The organism is Ruegeria sp. AB8, from assembly GCF_056542605.1.
In genome coordinates, this window is sequence record NZ_JBQGAB010000023.1 from 1 (window position 1) to 16,829 (window position 16,829).

Below are 16,829 nucleotides of genomic sequence, written 5' to 3' on the forward strand. Positions count from 1 at the left end.
CCGCGCTTTGGCGCGGTGCAGGGCCCAAACCAATTGACTGCATCTTTGATGCCGGCAAACGGGGCGGGAGTTCCCCCGTTGTTTGCACGAACGTCCCTCAGATCCTGTCGAACAGGTCCGAAAGCCGCGCGGTTTCATCTTCGACACCGTAGGGTGCGTTGATTATGAACATCCCCGAACCGATCATGTTGTGCCCTTCCCGGGCCGGCGGGAAGATCACCTCGTGGCGCATCACCTTTGGCAATGCCTGATTGGTCAGGGCTGCCAGCATAGGCTTATGACGGTTATCGGCCAGAATCGGGTACCACAGCGCGATCACCCCGACATTCCACTTGCGGTGCAGTTTGGCGACGATCCCCGGTAAACGACCATATTCGGCCTTCACCTCGTAGCTGGGATCGATCAGCAACATTCCACGACGCGGCGTGGGCGGCAGCAGGGATTGCGCCAGTTCATAGCCATCCTGCCGATACACCCGTGCGTTTCGGGCCGTTAACTCGCCTGAAAGGGCCGCGTATTCCTTTGGGTGCAGTTCCGCGAAATGCAAATTGTCCTGTGGGCGTAACAGGCTGGCTGCGATCATGGGAGAACCCGGGTAACAGGCCGGTCCATACCGGGCCTGTATGTCCGAGATTGCCCGGGCCAGCGGGTGTTCCGGATCGAACCAGGCCTCGCGCCGCGCCCTTTCGATGCCCGCGTCCGCTTCGCCGGTTTTGCGGGCCTCCTCCGAGTCCAGGTGGTATAGTCCGCGTCCGGCGTGGGTTTCGATGTAGCTCAGCGGTTTGTCTTTTTGCGTCAGATAACGCAGCGTCCAGGCCAGCAATGAGTGCTTTTGCACGTCCGCCAGATTCCCGGCGTGGTAAATATGTTGATATGAAAGCATTTTGCCTTCTAAAGTCCCTATCAATGAGGCGAAAAGGCGCTGATTGTCACGGAATCAGGCCTTTAATCGGGCGTGTTGGCACCCTATAAGTCATCCGTCCCGGAACCGTCGAGTCGCGGGCAGTAGAAAATTCTGACAGACAGGATCAGGGGAAACATGGGGATCTTTGGCAATCTGGGCGGCCTGTTCACAGCGGACATGGCCATTGACCTTGGGACGGCGAACACGCTGGTTTATGTCAAAGGGCGCGGCGTCATTCTGTCCGAACCCTCTGTGGTCGCCTATCACGTCAAGGATGGCGTGAAGAAAGTGCTGGCTGTGGGCGAAGACGCCAAGCTGATGCTGGGCCGGACCCCCGGTTCCATCGAGGCCATCCGCCCGATGCGTGAAGGGGTCATTGCCGACTTCGACACCGCTGAGGAAATGATCAAACATTTCATCCGCAAGGTGCACAAGCGCTCGACCTTTTCGAAACCGAAAATCATCGTTTGTGTTCCGCATGGTGCGACTCCGGTCGAAAAGCGCGCAATCCGACAGTCGGTTCTGTCCGCAGGGGCCCGTCGCGCGGGTCTGATCGCTGAACCCATTGCGGCCGCCATTGGCGCGGGAATGCCGATCACCGATCCGACCGGAAACATGGTTGTCGATATCGGTGGCGGTACAACCGAAGTTGCGGTTCTGTCGCTGGGCGACATCGTTTACGCCCGCTCGGTTCGCGTCGGTGGGGACCGGATGGACGAGGCCATCATCTCGTACCTGCGCCGTCAGCAGAACCTGCTGGTTGGCGAATCCACCGCTGAACGTATCAAAACCACCATCGGCACCGCCCGGATGCCCGATGACGGCCGTGGCCAGTCGATGCATATCCGCGGCCGTGACCTGTTGAACGGCGTTCCGAAAGAAATCGAGATCAGCCAGGCTCAGGTGGCCGAGGCGCTGTCCGAACCTGTCCAGCAGATTTGCGAGGCGGTGATGACCGCGCTGGAAACCACGCCGCCCGATCTGGCAGCGGACATTGTGGACCGGGGCGTCATGCTGACCGGCGGTGGCGCTCTGTTGGGTGATTTGGACCTGGCGCTGCGCGAACAGACCGGTCTGGCCGTGTCGATTGCCGATGAAAGCCTGAATTGTGTGGCTTTGGGAACCGGCAAGGCGCTGGAATACGAAAAACAACTGCGCCACGCGATTGACTACGAAAGCTAAGGCGCGCACCCTTCCAATACAGGGTTAACAATCGGGCGCGAGCAGCACGGGAAGGAGTCCTGTGGCAAAGGACCGATCACAGCGCGACGAATACACCACCCCCTTACGCCGTTTGTTGTTGGGGATCGTTGTTTTGTGCCTGCTGGGTATCTTTCTGGTCTGGCGCATTGACAGCCCACGGGTCGAGAGGTTTCGCGCTCAGGTCGTGGATGCCGTGGTGCCCTCGATGGAATGGGCCATGGTGCCGGTCACGGCCACGGTCAACCTAGTCCGCGATTTCCAGAGCTATCAGCGGCTGAGCGAGCAGAACCGGGAATTGCGCAGTGAACTGCGCCGGATGCGCGCCTGGAAAGAGGCGGCGCTGCAACTGGAACAGGAAAACGCCCGGTTGCTGGACCTGAACAACGTCCGGCTGGATCCGCGCCTGACCTATATCACCGGTGTTGTCATGGCCGACAGCGGTTCCCCCTTCCGGCAGTCTGTCCTTCTGAACGTGGGACGACGGGACGGTATAGTCGATGGCTGGGCCGCCATGGATGGGATCGGGCTGGTTGGGCGCATCTCCGGCGTCGGCGCCGACACCGCGCGTGTCATCCTGATGACGGACGCCTCGAGCGCTATCCCTGCCACCATCCAGCCGTCCGGGCAGACCGCTTTGATCAAGGGGGACAACACAGCGGTACCATTGGTCGAGTTTCTGGAAAACCGTGAACTCGTCCGACCCGGCGACCGGGTCATTACGTCGGGCGACGGTGGCGTTTTCCCGGCAGGATTGCTGATCGGTCAGATCACCGCCGATCCGGGTGGCAGGTTGCGCGTGCGTCTGTCCGCCGATTTCGAGCGTCTCGAGTTTCTGCGCGTGCTGCGTTACCAGTCGGCGCCCGCCATTCGTGATTCCGGAGATATCGTTGGTCCGCTGCGACCCGAAGCATCCCTGACCCCGGATGAGGCCGCAGATGGATAAGGCGGTTTCCCATCTCTGGGCCATGCGCTGCCTCTATGTTTTTCTGGTGGTTCTTGTGCTGTTTCTGCACCTGTTGCCGCTGAACACCCAGCCGGACCGCTGGCCGTTTCCGGATGTTCTGATCGCCCTCACATTCGCTTGGGTGCTTCGGCGCCCCGAATACACGCCCATCGCAATTGTGGCCGTTGTCATGCTGATAGCCGACCTGCTTCTGCAACGGCCGCCGGGGTTGCTGGCGGCACTGGTCGTTGTGGCAACAAACTATTTGCGCTCGGCAGCGCCGGGAATGCGGGACATCGGATTTTTTGGCGAATGGAGCTCGGTCGCGGCGGTGATGACCGGTATCTTTGTGCTGAACCGTTTCATTCTGTCGGTTCTGTCGGTCCAGCAGACCGCTTTTTGGCCGACAGTTGTTCAACTGATTTTGACCATCGCCATCTATCCCTTGATTGTACTGATCAGTCAGAATGGTATGGGCGTCCGCCGTATTTCAGCTGCGGATGCCGGTATTGTCGGGGCGCGGGCATGAAGCAGAAACGCACCAAATCCCAGGGCCTTGCCTACAAACGTCTGCCGCGCCGGGCGTTGGTTCTGGGTGGTTTGCAGGCGGTCTTTATCGGTGGTCTGGCCGCGCGGATGCGGTTTATGCAGGTTGATCAGGCCGATCAGTACCGGCTGCTGGCCGAGGAAAACCGGATCAACATCCGCCTGATCCCGCCGACACGCGGGCGCATCTATGACCGGAACGGACAGGTCATTGGCCAGAACTCGCCGTCCTACCGGATCGTGATCGTGCGCGAAGACGCGGGTGATATCGACTCGGTCATTGCCAAGCTTTCGGAACTGATCCCCCTGAACGAGGATGAGATCGAGCGTGCCCGCACGGAAATGCGCCGGTCCGCACCCTTCCTGCCGGTCACGCTGGCAGATCAGGTTACGTGGGAGGACATCTCGAAAGTTGCGGTGAACGCGCCGGCCCTGCCCGGCGTGACGCCCGAAGTCGGTCTGACCCGCCAATATCCCCGGTATGAGGATTTCGCCCATATCGTCGGTTATGTCGGCCCGGTCAGCGACTACGACCTGAGCCAAATGGAAGACCCCGAGCCGGTTCTGCGCATCCCCCGGTTTCAGATCGGCAAGGTCGGGCTGGAGGCCAAGCAGGAGGCCACCCTGCGCGGCAAGGCCGGGGCCAAGCGGGTCGAGGTCAACGCGACCGGTCGCGTGATGCGGGAACTGGACCGCCAGGAGGGTGAAGCCGGGGCCGACCTGCAATTGTCGATCGACGCCGATCTGCAGCAATACGCACAGGCCAGATTGGCCGGGGAAAGCGCGGCGGCGGTTGTGATAGACTGCGAAACCGGCGATCTGCGTGCGATTGCCTCGGCCCCCAGCTTTGATCCCAACCTGTTTGTACGCGGTATCTCGGTCGCCGATTACAGGTCGCTGACACAGGACAAATATCGTCCGCTGGCAAACAAGACGGTACAGGGTACCTATCCACCGGGGTCGACGTTCAAAATGATCACGGCCATGGCTGCGCTTGAGGCCGGTGTGATCGGACCCGGCAACACGGTATATTGCCCCGGTCATCTGAAAGTCGGCAGCCGCAGGTTCCATTGCTGGAAACGCGGCGGGCACGGTACGGTCGATCTTGAAACCTCTCTCAAACGCAGTTGCGACGTCTACTATTATGATGTTGCCTTGCGCGTGGGCATCGACAGGATATCCGACATGGCCCGAACTTTCGGGCTGGGCATCAAGCACGATATCCCGATGTCGGCCGTGGCAGGGGGGCTGGCGCCAAATCAGGAATGGAAACAGCGGGTCCACGGGCAGGAATGGCTGGTCGGGGACACCGCTAACGCCTCGATCGGTCAGGGCTTCATGCTGGCCTCGCCCATGCAGCTTGCCGTCATGACCGCGCGGATCGCCACAGGCCGCGCCGTGACGCCGCGCCTGGTCCGGTCGGTCAACGGGGTCGAACAGCCCTCGGGCGCGGGTGAGCCACTTGCGGTCAATCAGCGGAACCTGTCACAGGTGCGCAAAGCGATGTTCTCGGTCTCCAATGACCGGCGTGGAACGGCCTACCGCAGCCGTATCATCGCAGATGAGTTTCGCATGGCGGGCAAGACGGGTACCAGTCAGGTCCGCAACATTACCAAGGCTGAACGCGCTGCTGGTGTGATCCGAAACGAAGATCTGCCTTGGGAACGGCGTGACCACGCGCTGTTCGTCAGCTTCGCCCCGTACGATAATCCGAAATACGCCATAGCCGTCGTCGTTGAACATGGCGGTGGCGGGTCCAAGGCGGCCGCCCCTGTCGCGCGGGACATCATGCTTCAGGCGCTCTACAACGGTACGCCCCCGCTTGAGGCGTATCCGGTTGCCGACCGCGAGCGCATCAAGGAACAGCAAAAAAGGTTGGAGGGCGACCGCCGCCCCAAAGCGCGTCCGGATGAAAAGGACCGCGCATGAGCTATCTTGAATATGCCGTCAAATCCACGCCGTCGGGGTTTCGCAAGTTTCTGTATATGAACTGGCCGCTGACCCTGCTGTTGATCAGCACGGCCAGTGCCGGGTTCCTGATGCTGTATTCGGTGGCGGGCGGTTCGTGGACCCCGTGGGCCGAACCGCAGATGGAGCGGTTCGGGATGGGTCTGGCGGCCATGTTCATTGTGGCGCTTGTTCCGATCTGGTTCTGGCGCAACATGTCGGTTCTGGCCTATCTCGGCTCGATCGTTCTGCTGATCTTTGTCGAGCTTTTCGGCACGGTCGGCATGGGCGCGCAGCGCTGGATCGACCTTGGGTTCATGCGGCTTCAACCGTCCGAGGTCATGAAGGTTGCCCTGGTCATGGTGCTGGCCGCCTATTACGACTGGTTGCCGTCTCACAAGACCTCGCGCCCGCTTTGGGTGCTTATCCCTGTTGCCCTGATCCTGATCCCAACCTTCATGGTGCTCAAACAGCCTGACCTGGGTACGTCGATCCTGTTGCTGGCCGCTGGCGGTGGCCTGATGTTTCTGGCTGGTGTCCACTGGGCCTATTTCGCCGCCGTAATAGCAGCAGGTGTCGGGCTGATCGCCACAGTGTTCAACAGCCGTGGGACAGACTGGCAATTGCTCAAGGACTACCAGTTCAGGCGCATCGATACGTTTCTCGATCCTTCCACCGATCCGCTTGGCGCGGGTTACCACATTACACAGTCCAAGATTGCCCTGGGATCCGGGGGCTGGAACGGACGCGGGTTTATGCAGGGCACTCAGTCGCGGTTGAACTTCCTACCCGAGAAACATACCGATTTCATCTTTACCACACTGGCCGAAGAGTTCGGGTTCGTCGGCGGCATCACGCTGTTGATCCTGTATGCTCTGATCCTGATTTTCTGCATGGTTACCGCGCTGACGACCAAAGACCGTTTCTCATCGCTTGTGACTTTGGGCATTGCACTGAACTTCTTCCTGTTCTTTGCCGTCAACATGTCCATGGTCATGGGTCTTGCCCCGGTTGTCGGCGTTCCGCTGCCCATGGTCAGCTATGGCGGCTCGGCCATGCTGGTTCTGATGGCCGCGTTCGGCATCGTTCAAAGCGCGCATATCCATCGTCCTCGTTAATCTGAAAGGCAATCCATGACAGTGAATGTCCTGTTTTCCGCACGTCCCGGGCTTTGGCCGGTTTATGAGCCGTTGCTGCGCCAGGGCCTGTCCGAAGCCGGGCTGGAGTTTGAGTTGTCGCCAGAGATTTCACCGGAACAGGTCGACTACGTGGTTTACGGACCGACGGGCGGATTGCGGGATTTCGGGCCCTTCAGTCGGCTCAAGGCTGTACTCAGCCTGTGGGCCGGGATCGAGAGTATCGCGGACAATGAAACCCTGACCGTGCCGCTGGCCCGGATGGTCGATCACGGGCTGACGCAAGGCATGACAGAATGGGTCGTCGGGCATGTGCTGCGCTACCATCTGGGGATGGATCGTCACATCACCGTCCAGGACGGCGTCTGGACGCCCGAAGCACCGCCGCTCGCGCAGCAACGGCATGTAACGGTTTTGGGTCTGGGCGCTTTGGGGCTGGCCTGCGCCAAGGCACTGGCCGCGCTGAATTTCAATGTTACCGGTTGGAGCCGCACGCCCAAGGACGTCGACGGCGTGACTTGTCTGCATGGGCAGAAGGGATTGAAAAGGGCGCTGTCTCAGGCAGAAATTGTGGTTCTGCTGCTGCCCGATACGGCAGCGACGGAAAACACGCTGAACGCGGAAACGCTGGCCCTGTTGCCCAAAGGTGCACGGATCCTCAACCCGGGTCGCGGGCCGTTGATCGACGATGATGCCCTGCTGGATGCGTTGAATTCAGGGCAAGTGGGTCATGCCACGCTGGACGTGTTCCGGACCGAACCACTGCCGCCCGAGCATCCGTACTGGGCACATCCCAACGTGACTGTGACACCTCATATCGCGTCCGAAACCCGCGAGATCACTGCCGCGCAGGTCATTTGCGAAAACATCCGGCGCGGTGAGGCAGGTGAGCCCTTCCTGCATCTGGTGGATCGCCAGTTGGGGTACTGACGACCCATCCAGTTCAGGCGGCGATCAGGCCCCGCCCTTTCAGCAGTGCCTCGACACCCGGTAGGCGGCCACGGAAGGCGAGATACAGGTCTTCGGCCTCGCGTGAGCCTCCGGTGGACAGGATGTTGTCCTCAAGCGCCTGGGCGCGATCGGGATCGAAGGCGCTGCCCGCCTCCTCAAATGCCGCAAAAGCGTCGGCATCCATAACTTCGGACCACATATAGCTGTAGTAGCCGGAACTGTATCCGTCCCCGGAAAAGACATGCGCGAAATGCGGAGTGGCGTGGCGCATTCCGATGGCGCGCGGCATTCCGATTTCGGCCAGAACTTCGGCCTGTTTCGCCATCGGGTCGGCTGGGGCCGCGCCGTCGTGGAATGCCAGGTCGACCAGAGCCGAGGCGACATATTCCACGGTTTGAAAGCCCTGATCGAAATTGGCCGCTTTCAGTACCTTCTCCAACATGTCCTGCGGCATCGGTTCGCCGGTTTCTGCATGCGTTGCGTATTCTGCCAGTACCTCGGGCACTTCCAGCCAGTGTTCGTAAAGCTGGCTGGGCAGTTCCACAAAGTCCCGCGCAACGCTTGTGCCCGAGATGCTTTCATAGGTCACATTCGACAGCATCTGATGAAGGGCATGGCCAAATTCGTGAAACAGGGTGCGCGCGTCGTCGTAGGACAGCAGCGCCGGGTCGCCTTTGGCGAAGTTGCAGACATTAATGACAACTGGCGCCTGTTCCTTGGGGAATTTCGCCTGCGCGCGCATTGCGCTGCACCAGGCACCGGACCGTTTGGAACCGCGCGCGAAGTAGTCCCCGATGAACACCGCGATATGCTTGCCATCGCGCGTCACCTCCCATGCGCGGCAATCGGGGTGATAGAGCGGGACATCCAGCGGCTTGAATTCCAGCCCGAACAGCCGATTGGCGCAGGCAAAGGACGCCTCGATCATACGCTCCAACTGCAGATACGGCTTGAGCGCGGCCTCATCCAGATCATGCTCGGCCTTGCGCCGTTTTTCCGCGTAATACCGCCAGTCCCAGGCTTCCAGCGGCCCGTTGACCCCGTCCTCCTGCATCATTTGCGTCAGGGTTTTGGCATCGGCATCTGCGCGCGCCTTAGCAGGCTTCCAAACCTGCATCAGCAGGTCCCGCACCCTATCCGGCGTCCGGGCCATTTCCGTTTCCAGTTTGTAATCGGCAAAGCTGCCATAACCCAGCAGCGTAGCGCGTTCTCCGCGCAACGAAAGGATTTCAGCGGCAATCTCGCGGTTGTCGGTTTCCCCGCCTTTCGCACCACGCGCCGCCCACGCGAGATACGCCTTTTCGCGCAGATCGCGGCGGGGCGAGAATTGCAGAAACGGCACGATCAAGGACCGTGACAGGGTCACAACCGGGCCATCCAGCCCTTTCTCCTTGCCGGCCGCACGGGCGGCATCGGTGACAAAACCGGGCAGACTGGCCAGATCACCCTCGGTCAACTCCATGAACCAGTCCCTTTCATCCGCCAGCAGGTTCTGGGTGAAGGATGTGCCCAGCGTGGCCAGGCGGGATTTGATTTCCTGCATGCGGGTATCGTCATCACCCTGCAACGCCGCACCCGCGCGCACAAAACCGCGATGGGTCAGCATCAGGACACGCGCCTGTTCGTCGGTCAGGCCCAATTCACCGCGCCACGCCCAAAGATCGGCGACCCGCTGAAACAGAGGTTTGTTGGATGAGATCGCGGAAAAATGGGCCGCCAGTTTGGGTGAGAAATCGCGCTGCAGGGCTTCGCGCGCCGGGTTGCTGTCCGCACCTGCGACGGTAAAAAAGACCGCCAGAACTTTGTCCAGCTGTTCCCCGGCGGCTTCGAGTGCCTCGATTGTATTGGCGAATGTCGGGGCGTCCGGATTCGTCGCGATGGTATCGATCTGGGCGGTGTGCGCGGCCAATGCCTGATCCAGCGCCGGGGCAAAATCATCGTCCGAAATCTCGGCAAATGGGGCGATTGCAAAGGGGGTGTTCCAGTCGGACAGGATCGGGTTGGTCATTCAGATCTCCTTTGTCTGACAAGGTAGGCAGCCTGCCTGTGATGGTCCAGAGGGCGGGCGCGCAAGTCGCCTGAAAAAGTCGCAATCCGGCTTGCATCGGCAGCGTGGCGCACGCAGGGTCGTCGGCAAAGGGAGACAGGATATGACCAAGCCGAACCGTCCCGCCGGGATCATGACCAGGGCCATCCACGCAGGCGATCCGCCGGATGCTTCGACCAACGCGTCTGCTCCGCCGATCCACATGAGCTCGACCTATGTGACCGAGGATCTGGCGGGTTTTTCGGCCCATGACCTGACGCCGGACAGCCCGTTTGTCTATTCGCGCTGGGCGAACCCGACGGTCGCGGGTCTGGAGGCCAAGATTGCCGCGTTGCAGGGGACTGAAGCCTGTCTGGCAAGCGCGTCCGGGATGGCTTCTGCGTCAGCGATCTTTTTCACCTTTCTGTCCGCCGGAGATCATCTGATCGTGTCGGATGTTTCTTATGCAGGGGTCGCGGAACTGGCACGCGAGACTTTGCCGCGTATGGGGATCGAAGTCTCGGCGGTCAACATGTCCGATCCGGCCTCGGTGGCGGCCGCAATTCGCCCCAACACCCGCCTGATCCACACGGAAACGCCGGTGAACCCGATCGGTCGCCTGACCGATCTGGCCGCCGTCTCGAAACTGGCGCGTGACGCCGGGGCGTTGCTCAGCTGTGATGCGACCTTTGCATCGCCGTTGGGCATGGACACGGTGGGTCTTGGCGTTGATCTGACGATGCATTCGATTACCAAATATATCGGCGGCCATGGTGATGCGATTGGCGGCGCCGTTGCCGGGTCCGCCGAGCTGATCGCGAAAATGCGGATCGAGGCAGGTATTCATCATGGAGGCGTTTTGTCCCCCTTCAACGCCTGGCTGATCGCGCGCGGGGCTACGACCCTGCCGTTGCGGATGAAAGCGCATGAGGCGGGTGCAATGGCTGTGGCGCAATGGCTGGAAGACGACCCACGTGTCACGAAAGTCATCTATCCGGGTCTGGCCTCGCATCCGCAATCGGATCTGGCGGCACGGCAGATGTCGAACAAATCCGGCATGATCTCGTTTCAGGTCGGCCGCGCCGCTGATGGTGAACGTATCGCGCAGCAGATGATCGAGCGGCTTGAGGTGATTCACTACGCGGTGTCGCTGGGGCATCATCGCAGCCTGATTTTCTGGATGGGAACCGATGGCCTGATGGAAACGTCCTTCCGGCTGAGTGGTGCGCAGCTTGAGGACTACCGCGCCTATGCCGGCGACGGGATTTTCCGCCTGTCTGTCGGGCTGGAAGACGCCGAAGACCTGATCGCCGATCTGGATCGGGCATTGGGCCAGCATTAGGCTCCCGCCCCCGCGGGACACATCAAAGACGTGCCCCGGCGGGGTTGGGCCGGGCCGCGCGCCGCTGGCGCGCGGCGGATTGGGTTAAACCGCTGCGCTTGCGCAGATCGGGCAATCGTCGCGTTTGAACAGGGTGATCTTGCGGCTTTCGCCGTAAAGCGCGTCATAGATCAGCATCTCGCCGCGCAAGGCCTGCCCCGCGCTAGTGATGACCTTGATGGCTTCCACCGCCATCATGGATCCGACCACACCGGGTAGGGGGCCAACGACACCCGCTTCGGCACAGGAAGGAGCCAGCCCGGGGGCGGGGGCTTCGGGGAAAATGCATTGATAGCAGGGGCCATCCGTGGCCGGATCAAAGACGCTCAGTTGCCCCTCCCATTGCGACAGCGCGCCCGAGATCAGTGGCTTGCCAAGCGCGACTGCCGTTCGGTTGGCCAGATAGCGAGTGTCGAAATTGTCGGTACCGTCCAGGATCAGGTCAAAGTCGCGGAACAGTTCTTCGGCGATGTCGTTTGTCAGGCGGCGATGATAGGGCAGGACCACCACATTCGGGTTCTGCGCCTCCATCGCCTGTTGGGCGGAAAACACTTTGGGCATGCCGATATCCGCGTCCCGATGGATTACCTGCCGCTGCAGGTTGGCGTTTTCGACCTCATCATCGTCGATCACGCCGATTGTGCCGACACCTGCCGCTGCCAGATATTGCAGGGCCGGGGCGCCAAGCCCGCCGGCACCAATGACCAGAACCCGCGCCTTTTTCAGCCGTTTCTGTCCGGGTCCGCCCAGTTCGCGCAGAACGATGTGGCGTGCGTAGCGGTCAAGTTCGGTTTCGCTAAATTGATCGGATGGCATGGCAGGCTCCTTGGCAGGCGCTGCGCGAGCGCGCAGCATCCTCAACAACCTGCCATAAATCAGAGCAAGACCGGCCGCGCCACCCAGGATCAGCCAGACGGCCGCCGATCCGCCGGTCGCCTGCCTTAGCGGGTTTCCATCCGGCAGCACCAGTTGGGCAATGATGACCCCGGCCAACAATACGGCAACGGATACATTCCGCGCCCCGCGTGAAACTCCGGCAAAATACCCGATGCCCCAAAGCCCGGCGGCAAGCCCCAGAACCAGTATCATCAGCCGCGCCCGGTCGAACCGAAGCCACTTGCCCCGCGTTCGGTGTCGGACAGGGCAACCGCGGCCTCGAACACGGCCTGCACAACCGGGGCCACCACAAGTTGCGCAATGCGTTCGCCATGCGTGATCTCGAACACATCCTGCCCAGCATTCAGAACGATCACACCCAACGGGCCGCGATAGTCGCTGTCGATGGTGCCGGGCGTGTTTGGCAAGGTAATTCCGTGTTTCAGCGCAAGCCCGGAACGGGGGCGCACCTGCACCTCATACCCGTTGGGAATTTCGATCCGCAGCCCGGTCGGCACCAGTGCCCGCTGACCCGGTTCAAGCCGGATCGGCGCGCCACCCGGCAGATTGGCCCGCACGTCCGCGCCCGCCGCGCCCGATGTTTCATACGAGGGCAGGGGAACCGAAGGGTCCGCTCCATCTTCACGGATTACACGAATTGCTACCATTGCTGCACCTCTTGCCGTGCCACGCGGGGCCGGTATCTTATTCTGTCAAAGCGTCGGCGATTTTGGCGGCCAGTTTCCGGGCCACTTCATCCTTGCCCATGCGAGGCCAGCTTTCGGCCCCATCTTGCGAGATGAGGGTCACGGCATTTTCCGAACCGCCCATAATGCCCGTCGCGGGGCTGACATCGTTCGCGACGATCCAGTCGCATCCTTTGCGCGTGCGTTTGGCCGTCGCATTTTCGACTACGTCATTGGTTTCGGCGGCAAAGCCGACAACCAGTCTGGGCCGCCCTTCCGTCATGTGCGACACACGTTTCAGGATGTCAGGGTTTTCGGCAAACTCCAGCGCCGGCAGGCCGTCGCGGCTTTTCTTCAGCTTCCGATCGGACGCGCTGGCCACGCGCCAGTCAGCCACGGCTGCGGCAAACACGCCGGCATCGACAGGCAGGGCTGCATCGACCGCATCGGACATCTGGCGCGCGGTTTCCACTGGGATGACCTGCACGTTATCGGGCGGGGGAACATCTGCGGGGCCGGTCACAAAGATCACTTCGGCCCCCAGGGATGCCAGCGCGCGGGCCACGGCCGTGCCTTGCGCGCCAGACGACCGGTTGGCGATATAGCGCACCGGGTCGATGGGTTCGTGGGTCGGTCCCGACGTAACCAGAATACGCTTGCCGGACAGGGGGCCATTGCCCAATGCGGCCTCGATCGCGGCCACGATCTCCAGAGGTTCCGACATGCGGCCCGGTCCGAACTCGCCGCAAGCCATATCGCCTTCGTTCGGACCGACGAACCGGACGCCATCGGCCTGCAATTGCCTTAGGTTGCGTTGCGTCGCGGGATGATCCCACATACGCACATTCATGCCGGGTGCGCACAGCACGGGCGTATCCGTTGCCATCAACAGGGTCGAGGCCAGATCATTAGCGAGCCCAGCAGCCATCTTGCCCATCAGATCCGCCGTTGCCGGAGCCACTACGATCAGGTCAGCAGAACGGGACAACTGGATATGGCCCATCTCGGCCTCATCCGTCAGATCGAACAGATCTCGGTAGAGTTTGTCTCCGGCCAGAGCGGACACGGACAAGGGCGTCACGAATTCTTCTGCTGCGCCCGTCAGGACCGGAGTCACCGCCGCACCGCGTTCTTTCAGCCGCCGGATCAGGTCCAGCGACTTGTAAGCCGCAATCCCGCCGCCAATGATCAGCAATATGCGTTTGGATGCCAGCATCATCTGCCCTTCCCGTCCCGGTCGGCCCCGACATTAGGCAACGCAGGCAGGTTGTTCCAGTTGTTAATTCTGCACACCAAAGGCTTCGCACGGATCTTCCCGCTCGGCAGCGGGGCTGTCGATTACGGCGTCAAACGTGCCATCGATAACGCCATCTTCGGACTGGCCCAGTACATAAACCTTCAGACCGGGGCTCAGGCGCGACAGGAAGGTCGGGATACCGCGGTCTTTGCGAGCGTGGCCGTTGCCGGTGATAACCGCGACCGGCCCGCCGGTTTCATCCTTTGCGCGCAGGATCGCGCGTGTCAGGACCGCATCCCGCAACCTTTGAATCGCAACCATCTGGGGCAACATCTCGGTCGGAACCGCGTTGCAATGTGCGGCAAGCTGATCGGCCTCGCGCGCAGCCTGATCATCGGCTGACAGGGGTACCGTCAGGCCATAGCGCGCGGCATCGGCGCCGAACGTCGTGGCGGCACCTCGTTCCATGGCAGTTCGGGCGGCTTTTCGTGGAACCATCGCCCCGTAAACTGGCGCATCCGTTGCCTCGAAGACGGGGTAATACATACTGAGCGGTGGCCAGCCTGACTCGGCCCATTGCAGAATACGTGACAATTCCTCGGGGTCGGAGGCTGCCGTCTGAGCCAGACGTTTGGCACCCTCTTCCGTCACCATTTCCCAAACAACGGCAGAGGGCGAAACCGCCTCAAGCGCCTGAGTCTGAACCAGGTGATGGCGCGGGTTGTCGTGAATTTCACCCAGTATGACCACATCCGCCGCCTGCATGGCGGACGTCACATCATCGCGGATCAGGCCGTCGGCCTGCCCGGGTCGCGCCAACCCGTAGGTAAGGGTCAGGGCCCAAACAAGAATCGCAAACTGTTTCATGCGATGAAGTGTTGCACCTCGCGCGATTGGCCTTCAAGGTTCTTGCGCATTTTCACAAAGGCGGCGGCTTCAAGCTGACGTACACGTTCCTTAGACAATCCCAACTCCTGCCCGAGGCTTTCCAGTGTCCGGGAAGGTTCACGCAGTTTGCGCTCGCGCACGATGAAACGCTCGCGCTCATTCAGCGATTGCATCGCTTTCAGCAGCCATTCACGCAGCTGTTCGGTGTCGTGACGGCTTTCCACGGTTTCAGCGGCCTGTTCGCGATCGTCTTCAAGCGCGTCGATCCATTCTCGCCCGTCTTCATCGGCCGACTGCACCGCATTGAGCGAGAAATCTGAACCGGACAGACGCCCCTCCATCATTTCGACGTCGCGCAGCGGGACCCCGATTTCGGCCGCGATCATCTGGTGAAGCTGATGGCGATCCAGTTCCATACCCTCGGTCGCTGCTTCACGTTCCAACCGGGCCTGAACCCGCCGCATGTTGAAGAACAGAGATTTCTGCGAAGAGGTCGATCCGGTTCGCACCATCGACCAGTTTCGCATCACGTAATCCTGTACGCTGGCCTTGATCCACCAAACCGCATAGGTCGAAAAGCGCACGCCGCGGTCCGGATCAAACTTGTCGGCGGCTTTCATCAGGCCCAGCCCGGCCTCTTGAATCAGATCATTCATTGGCGCGCCATAGCGCTTGAACTTGGCGGCCATTGAAATCGCCAACCGCATATAGGCGGTGATCAGGCGATGCAGCGCCTGCTCATCTCGTTCATCCCGCCATGCATAAGCCAGCCGAAGTTCGGTTTCAGCGTCCAGCAGCTCGGCTTTCATTGCCTGCCGGGACATCGAAAAGTCTTTTGCGTTATCCAGTGCCATGCAAATCTCCCCTTTCACAGGCGCGGGCCGGGCTTGCCATGCCGACCTGGTGTCGATACGCACAGAAAGACCAGATGGATCATTTGAAAGGTAGGGATCGTGAGCTCCGATTTAACCTTTGTACTGGGCGGGGCGGCCTCGGGGAAATCGGCCTTTGCGGAACAACTGGTTGTTTCAACTGCAAAAAGCCGGGTTTATCTTGCAACTTCACAAGTGCTTGATGGCGAGATGCACGCCAAGGTTCAGCGCCATCTGGATCAGCGCGGGGAAGGCTGGACCACGATTGAGGCGCCCATGGATCTGGCCCCGGTTCTGGCCGAACTGGCAGCGGATCAGATCTGTCTGATCGATTGCGCCACCATGTGGCTGACCAACCATTTGCTTGCAGAATCCGATCTGCAATCTGCGCAGGAGGATTTGCTGAACGCACTGCGCGATTGCCCGGCCCGGCTGGTTGTCGTGTCCAACGAAGTCGGTCATGGCATCGTGCCCGAAAACGCGCTGGCCCGCCGGTTCCGCGAGGCGCAGGGGCGTCTGAACATTGCGCTGGCCGCGCAGGCCAATCTGGTCGTGCAGGTGACAGCCGGGTTGCCGCTGGTCTTAAAGGGGCAATTGCCATGACGCGTTTGTTTCTTGTCAGGCACGGGCCCACACATGCCAAAACCATGGTCGGCTGGTCCGATCTGCCTGCTGACCTGAGCGATCAGGCCGCGATTGACCGGTTGCACGAGCACCTGCCATCAGATGCTCTGATCGTGTCATCCGACTTGTCCCGTGCGGCGGATACGGCAACGGCCATTCAGGGCACGCGGAGACGGTTGCCGCATCACCGTGATTTGCGGGAAATCAACTTTGGCCGCTGGGAGATGCGCGCCTTTGCCGAGATCGAGGCGGAAGATCCCGAACTTGCATTTGCCTATTGGGACAATCCCGGCGACATACGCCCGCCCGGTGGCGAAAGCTGGAACGACGTGCGCCTGAGGGTGGACCGGGCCATTGATCGGCTGATCGCAGCGCACACGGGCGCGGATCTGGTCATTGTCGCCCATTTCGGCGTTATCCTGACACAGGTGCAACGCGCGCTTGATCTGGATGCGCAACAGGCATTTTCACACCGGATCGACAATCTGTCGGTGACGCGGATTTCGCTGGACGGCAGCACATGGTCGGTTGGGTCTATTAATCATCTTCCGTGATAAGAGTGCCCACAATTCTCTGATTTACTGATGCAAAGCCCTGCGGCATCGTTGC

The 16,829-nt window shown here is 61.0% G+C and carries 16 protein-coding genes; 9 read left to right on the plus strand and 7 right to left on the minus strand.

Annotated elements, in window-relative coordinates; translation table 11 throughout:
• Positions 1 to 97 precede the first annotated feature (97 nt).
• Entirely contained in the window at positions 98 to 883 is a 786-nt protein-coding gene (locus ACR0CG_RS19590) for a 23S rRNA (adenine(2030)-N(6))-methyltransferase RlmJ (protein WP_480526979.1), read from the minus strand.
• Positions 884 to 1,039: 156 nt separating this feature from the next.
• Here ACR0CG_RS19590 and ACR0CG_RS19595 point away from each other — a divergent pair, with 156 nt between their 5' ends.
• From ACR0CG_RS19595 to ACR0CG_RS19620, 6 genes are all read left to right on the plus strand, one after another.
• Positions 1,040 to 2,086, plus strand: a complete 1,047-nt coding sequence (locus ACR0CG_RS19595; protein WP_039523195.1) for a rod shape-determining protein — start codon at positions 1,040 to 1,042, stop codon at positions 2,084 to 2,086.
• 61 nt (positions 2,087 to 2,147) lie between these two features.
• Complete coding sequence (gene mreC, locus ACR0CG_RS19600; RefSeq protein ID WP_170681826.1) at positions 2,148 to 3,050, plus strand: rod shape-determining protein MreC; 903 nt, start codon at positions 2,148 to 2,150, stop codon at positions 3,048 to 3,050.
• Positions 3,043 to 3,579, plus strand: a complete 537-nt coding sequence (locus ACR0CG_RS19605; protein WP_480526981.1) for a rod shape-determining protein MreD — start codon at positions 3,043 to 3,045, stop codon at positions 3,577 to 3,579. Before mreC ends, ACR0CG_RS19605 begins: the two co-directional genes overlap by 8 nt.
• Entirely contained in the window at positions 3,576 to 5,525 is a 1,950-nt protein-coding gene (gene mrdA, locus ACR0CG_RS19610; RefSeq protein ID WP_170615729.1) for a penicillin-binding protein 2, read from the plus strand. The genes ACR0CG_RS19605 and mrdA overlap by 4 nt, the downstream gene beginning before the upstream one ends.
• Positions 5,522 to 6,661: a rod shape-determining protein RodA gene (rodA, locus tag ACR0CG_RS19615; protein ID WP_170615727.1), complete on the plus strand. Its 1,140-nt coding sequence runs from the start codon at positions 5,522 to 5,524 to the stop codon at positions 6,659 to 6,661. The genes mrdA and rodA overlap by 4 nt, the downstream gene beginning before the upstream one ends.
• Before the next feature lie 15 nt (positions 6,662 to 6,676).
• A complete protein-coding gene (locus ACR0CG_RS19620; protein ID WP_480526983.1) occupies positions 6,677 to 7,609 on the plus strand; it encodes a 2-hydroxyacid dehydrogenase in 933 nt (310 codons plus the stop codon).
• Positions 7,610 to 7,622: 13 nt separating this feature from the next.
• On the opposite strand, the gene ACR0CG_RS19625 is transcribed toward ACR0CG_RS19620, so the two are convergent.
• A complete protein-coding gene (locus ACR0CG_RS19625; RefSeq protein WP_480526984.1) occupies positions 7,623 to 9,638 on the minus strand; it encodes a M3 family metallopeptidase in 2,016 nt (671 codons plus the stop codon).
• Positions 9,639 to 9,780: 142 nt separating this feature from the next.
• Between ACR0CG_RS19625 and ACR0CG_RS19630 the strand changes: the two genes are divergently transcribed.
• Positions 9,781 to 10,998 carry a trans-sulfuration enzyme family protein gene (locus tag ACR0CG_RS19630; RefSeq protein ID WP_480526986.1) on the plus strand — a complete coding sequence of 406 codons (1,218 nt, stop codon included), beginning with the start codon at positions 9,781 to 9,783 and terminating at the stop codon, positions 10,996 to 10,998.
• A gap of 84 nt (positions 10,999 to 11,082) precedes the next feature.
• Here the strand turns inward: ACR0CG_RS19630 and ACR0CG_RS19635 are convergent, their stop codons facing one another.
• From ACR0CG_RS19635 to ACR0CG_RS19655, 5 genes are all read right to left on the minus strand, one after another.
• Positions 11,083 to 12,126, minus strand: a complete 1,044-nt coding sequence (locus ACR0CG_RS19635) for a HesA/MoeB/ThiF family protein (protein ID WP_480526988.1) — start codon at positions 12,124 to 12,126, stop codon at positions 11,083 to 11,085.
• Positions 12,126 to 12,581 carry a dUTP diphosphatase gene (dut, locus tag ACR0CG_RS19640; protein ID WP_170615717.1) on the minus strand — a complete coding sequence of 152 codons (456 nt, stop codon included), beginning with the start codon at positions 12,579 to 12,581 and terminating at the stop codon, positions 12,126 to 12,128. The genes ACR0CG_RS19635 and dut overlap by 1 nt, the downstream gene beginning before the upstream one ends.
• Before the next feature lie 37 nt (positions 12,582 to 12,618).
• Complete coding sequence (gene coaBC, locus ACR0CG_RS19645; RefSeq protein WP_480527051.1) at positions 12,619 to 13,815, minus strand: bifunctional phosphopantothenoylcysteine decarboxylase/phosphopantothenate--cysteine ligase CoaBC; 1,197 nt, start codon at positions 13,813 to 13,815, stop codon at positions 12,619 to 12,621.
• Positions 13,816 to 13,878: 63 nt separating this feature from the next.
• Positions 13,879 to 14,703: a ChaN family lipoprotein gene (locus ACR0CG_RS19650; RefSeq protein WP_480526990.1), complete on the minus strand. Its 825-nt coding sequence runs from the start codon at positions 14,701 to 14,703 to the stop codon at positions 13,879 to 13,881.
• Entirely contained in the window at positions 14,700 to 15,578 is an 879-nt protein-coding gene (locus ACR0CG_RS19655; RefSeq protein ID WP_170615711.1) for an RNA polymerase factor sigma-32, read from the minus strand. The genes ACR0CG_RS19650 and ACR0CG_RS19655 overlap by 4 nt, the downstream gene beginning before the upstream one ends.
• Before the next feature lie 99 nt (positions 15,579 to 15,677).
• On the opposite strand from ACR0CG_RS19655, the gene cobU reads away from it, so the two are divergent.
• Positions 15,678 to 16,199, plus strand: coding sequence for a bifunctional adenosylcobinamide kinase/adenosylcobinamide-phosphate guanylyltransferase (cobU, locus tag ACR0CG_RS19660; RefSeq protein WP_480526992.1), 522 nt, complete (start codon positions 15,678 to 15,680; stop codon positions 16,197 to 16,199).
• Positions 16,196 to 16,774 carry a histidine phosphatase family protein gene (locus tag ACR0CG_RS19665; protein WP_480526994.1) on the plus strand — a complete coding sequence of 193 codons (579 nt, stop codon included), beginning with the start codon at positions 16,196 to 16,198 and terminating at the stop codon, positions 16,772 to 16,774. Before cobU ends, ACR0CG_RS19665 begins: the two co-directional genes overlap by 4 nt.
• Positions 16,775 to 16,829 lie beyond the last annotated feature (55 nt).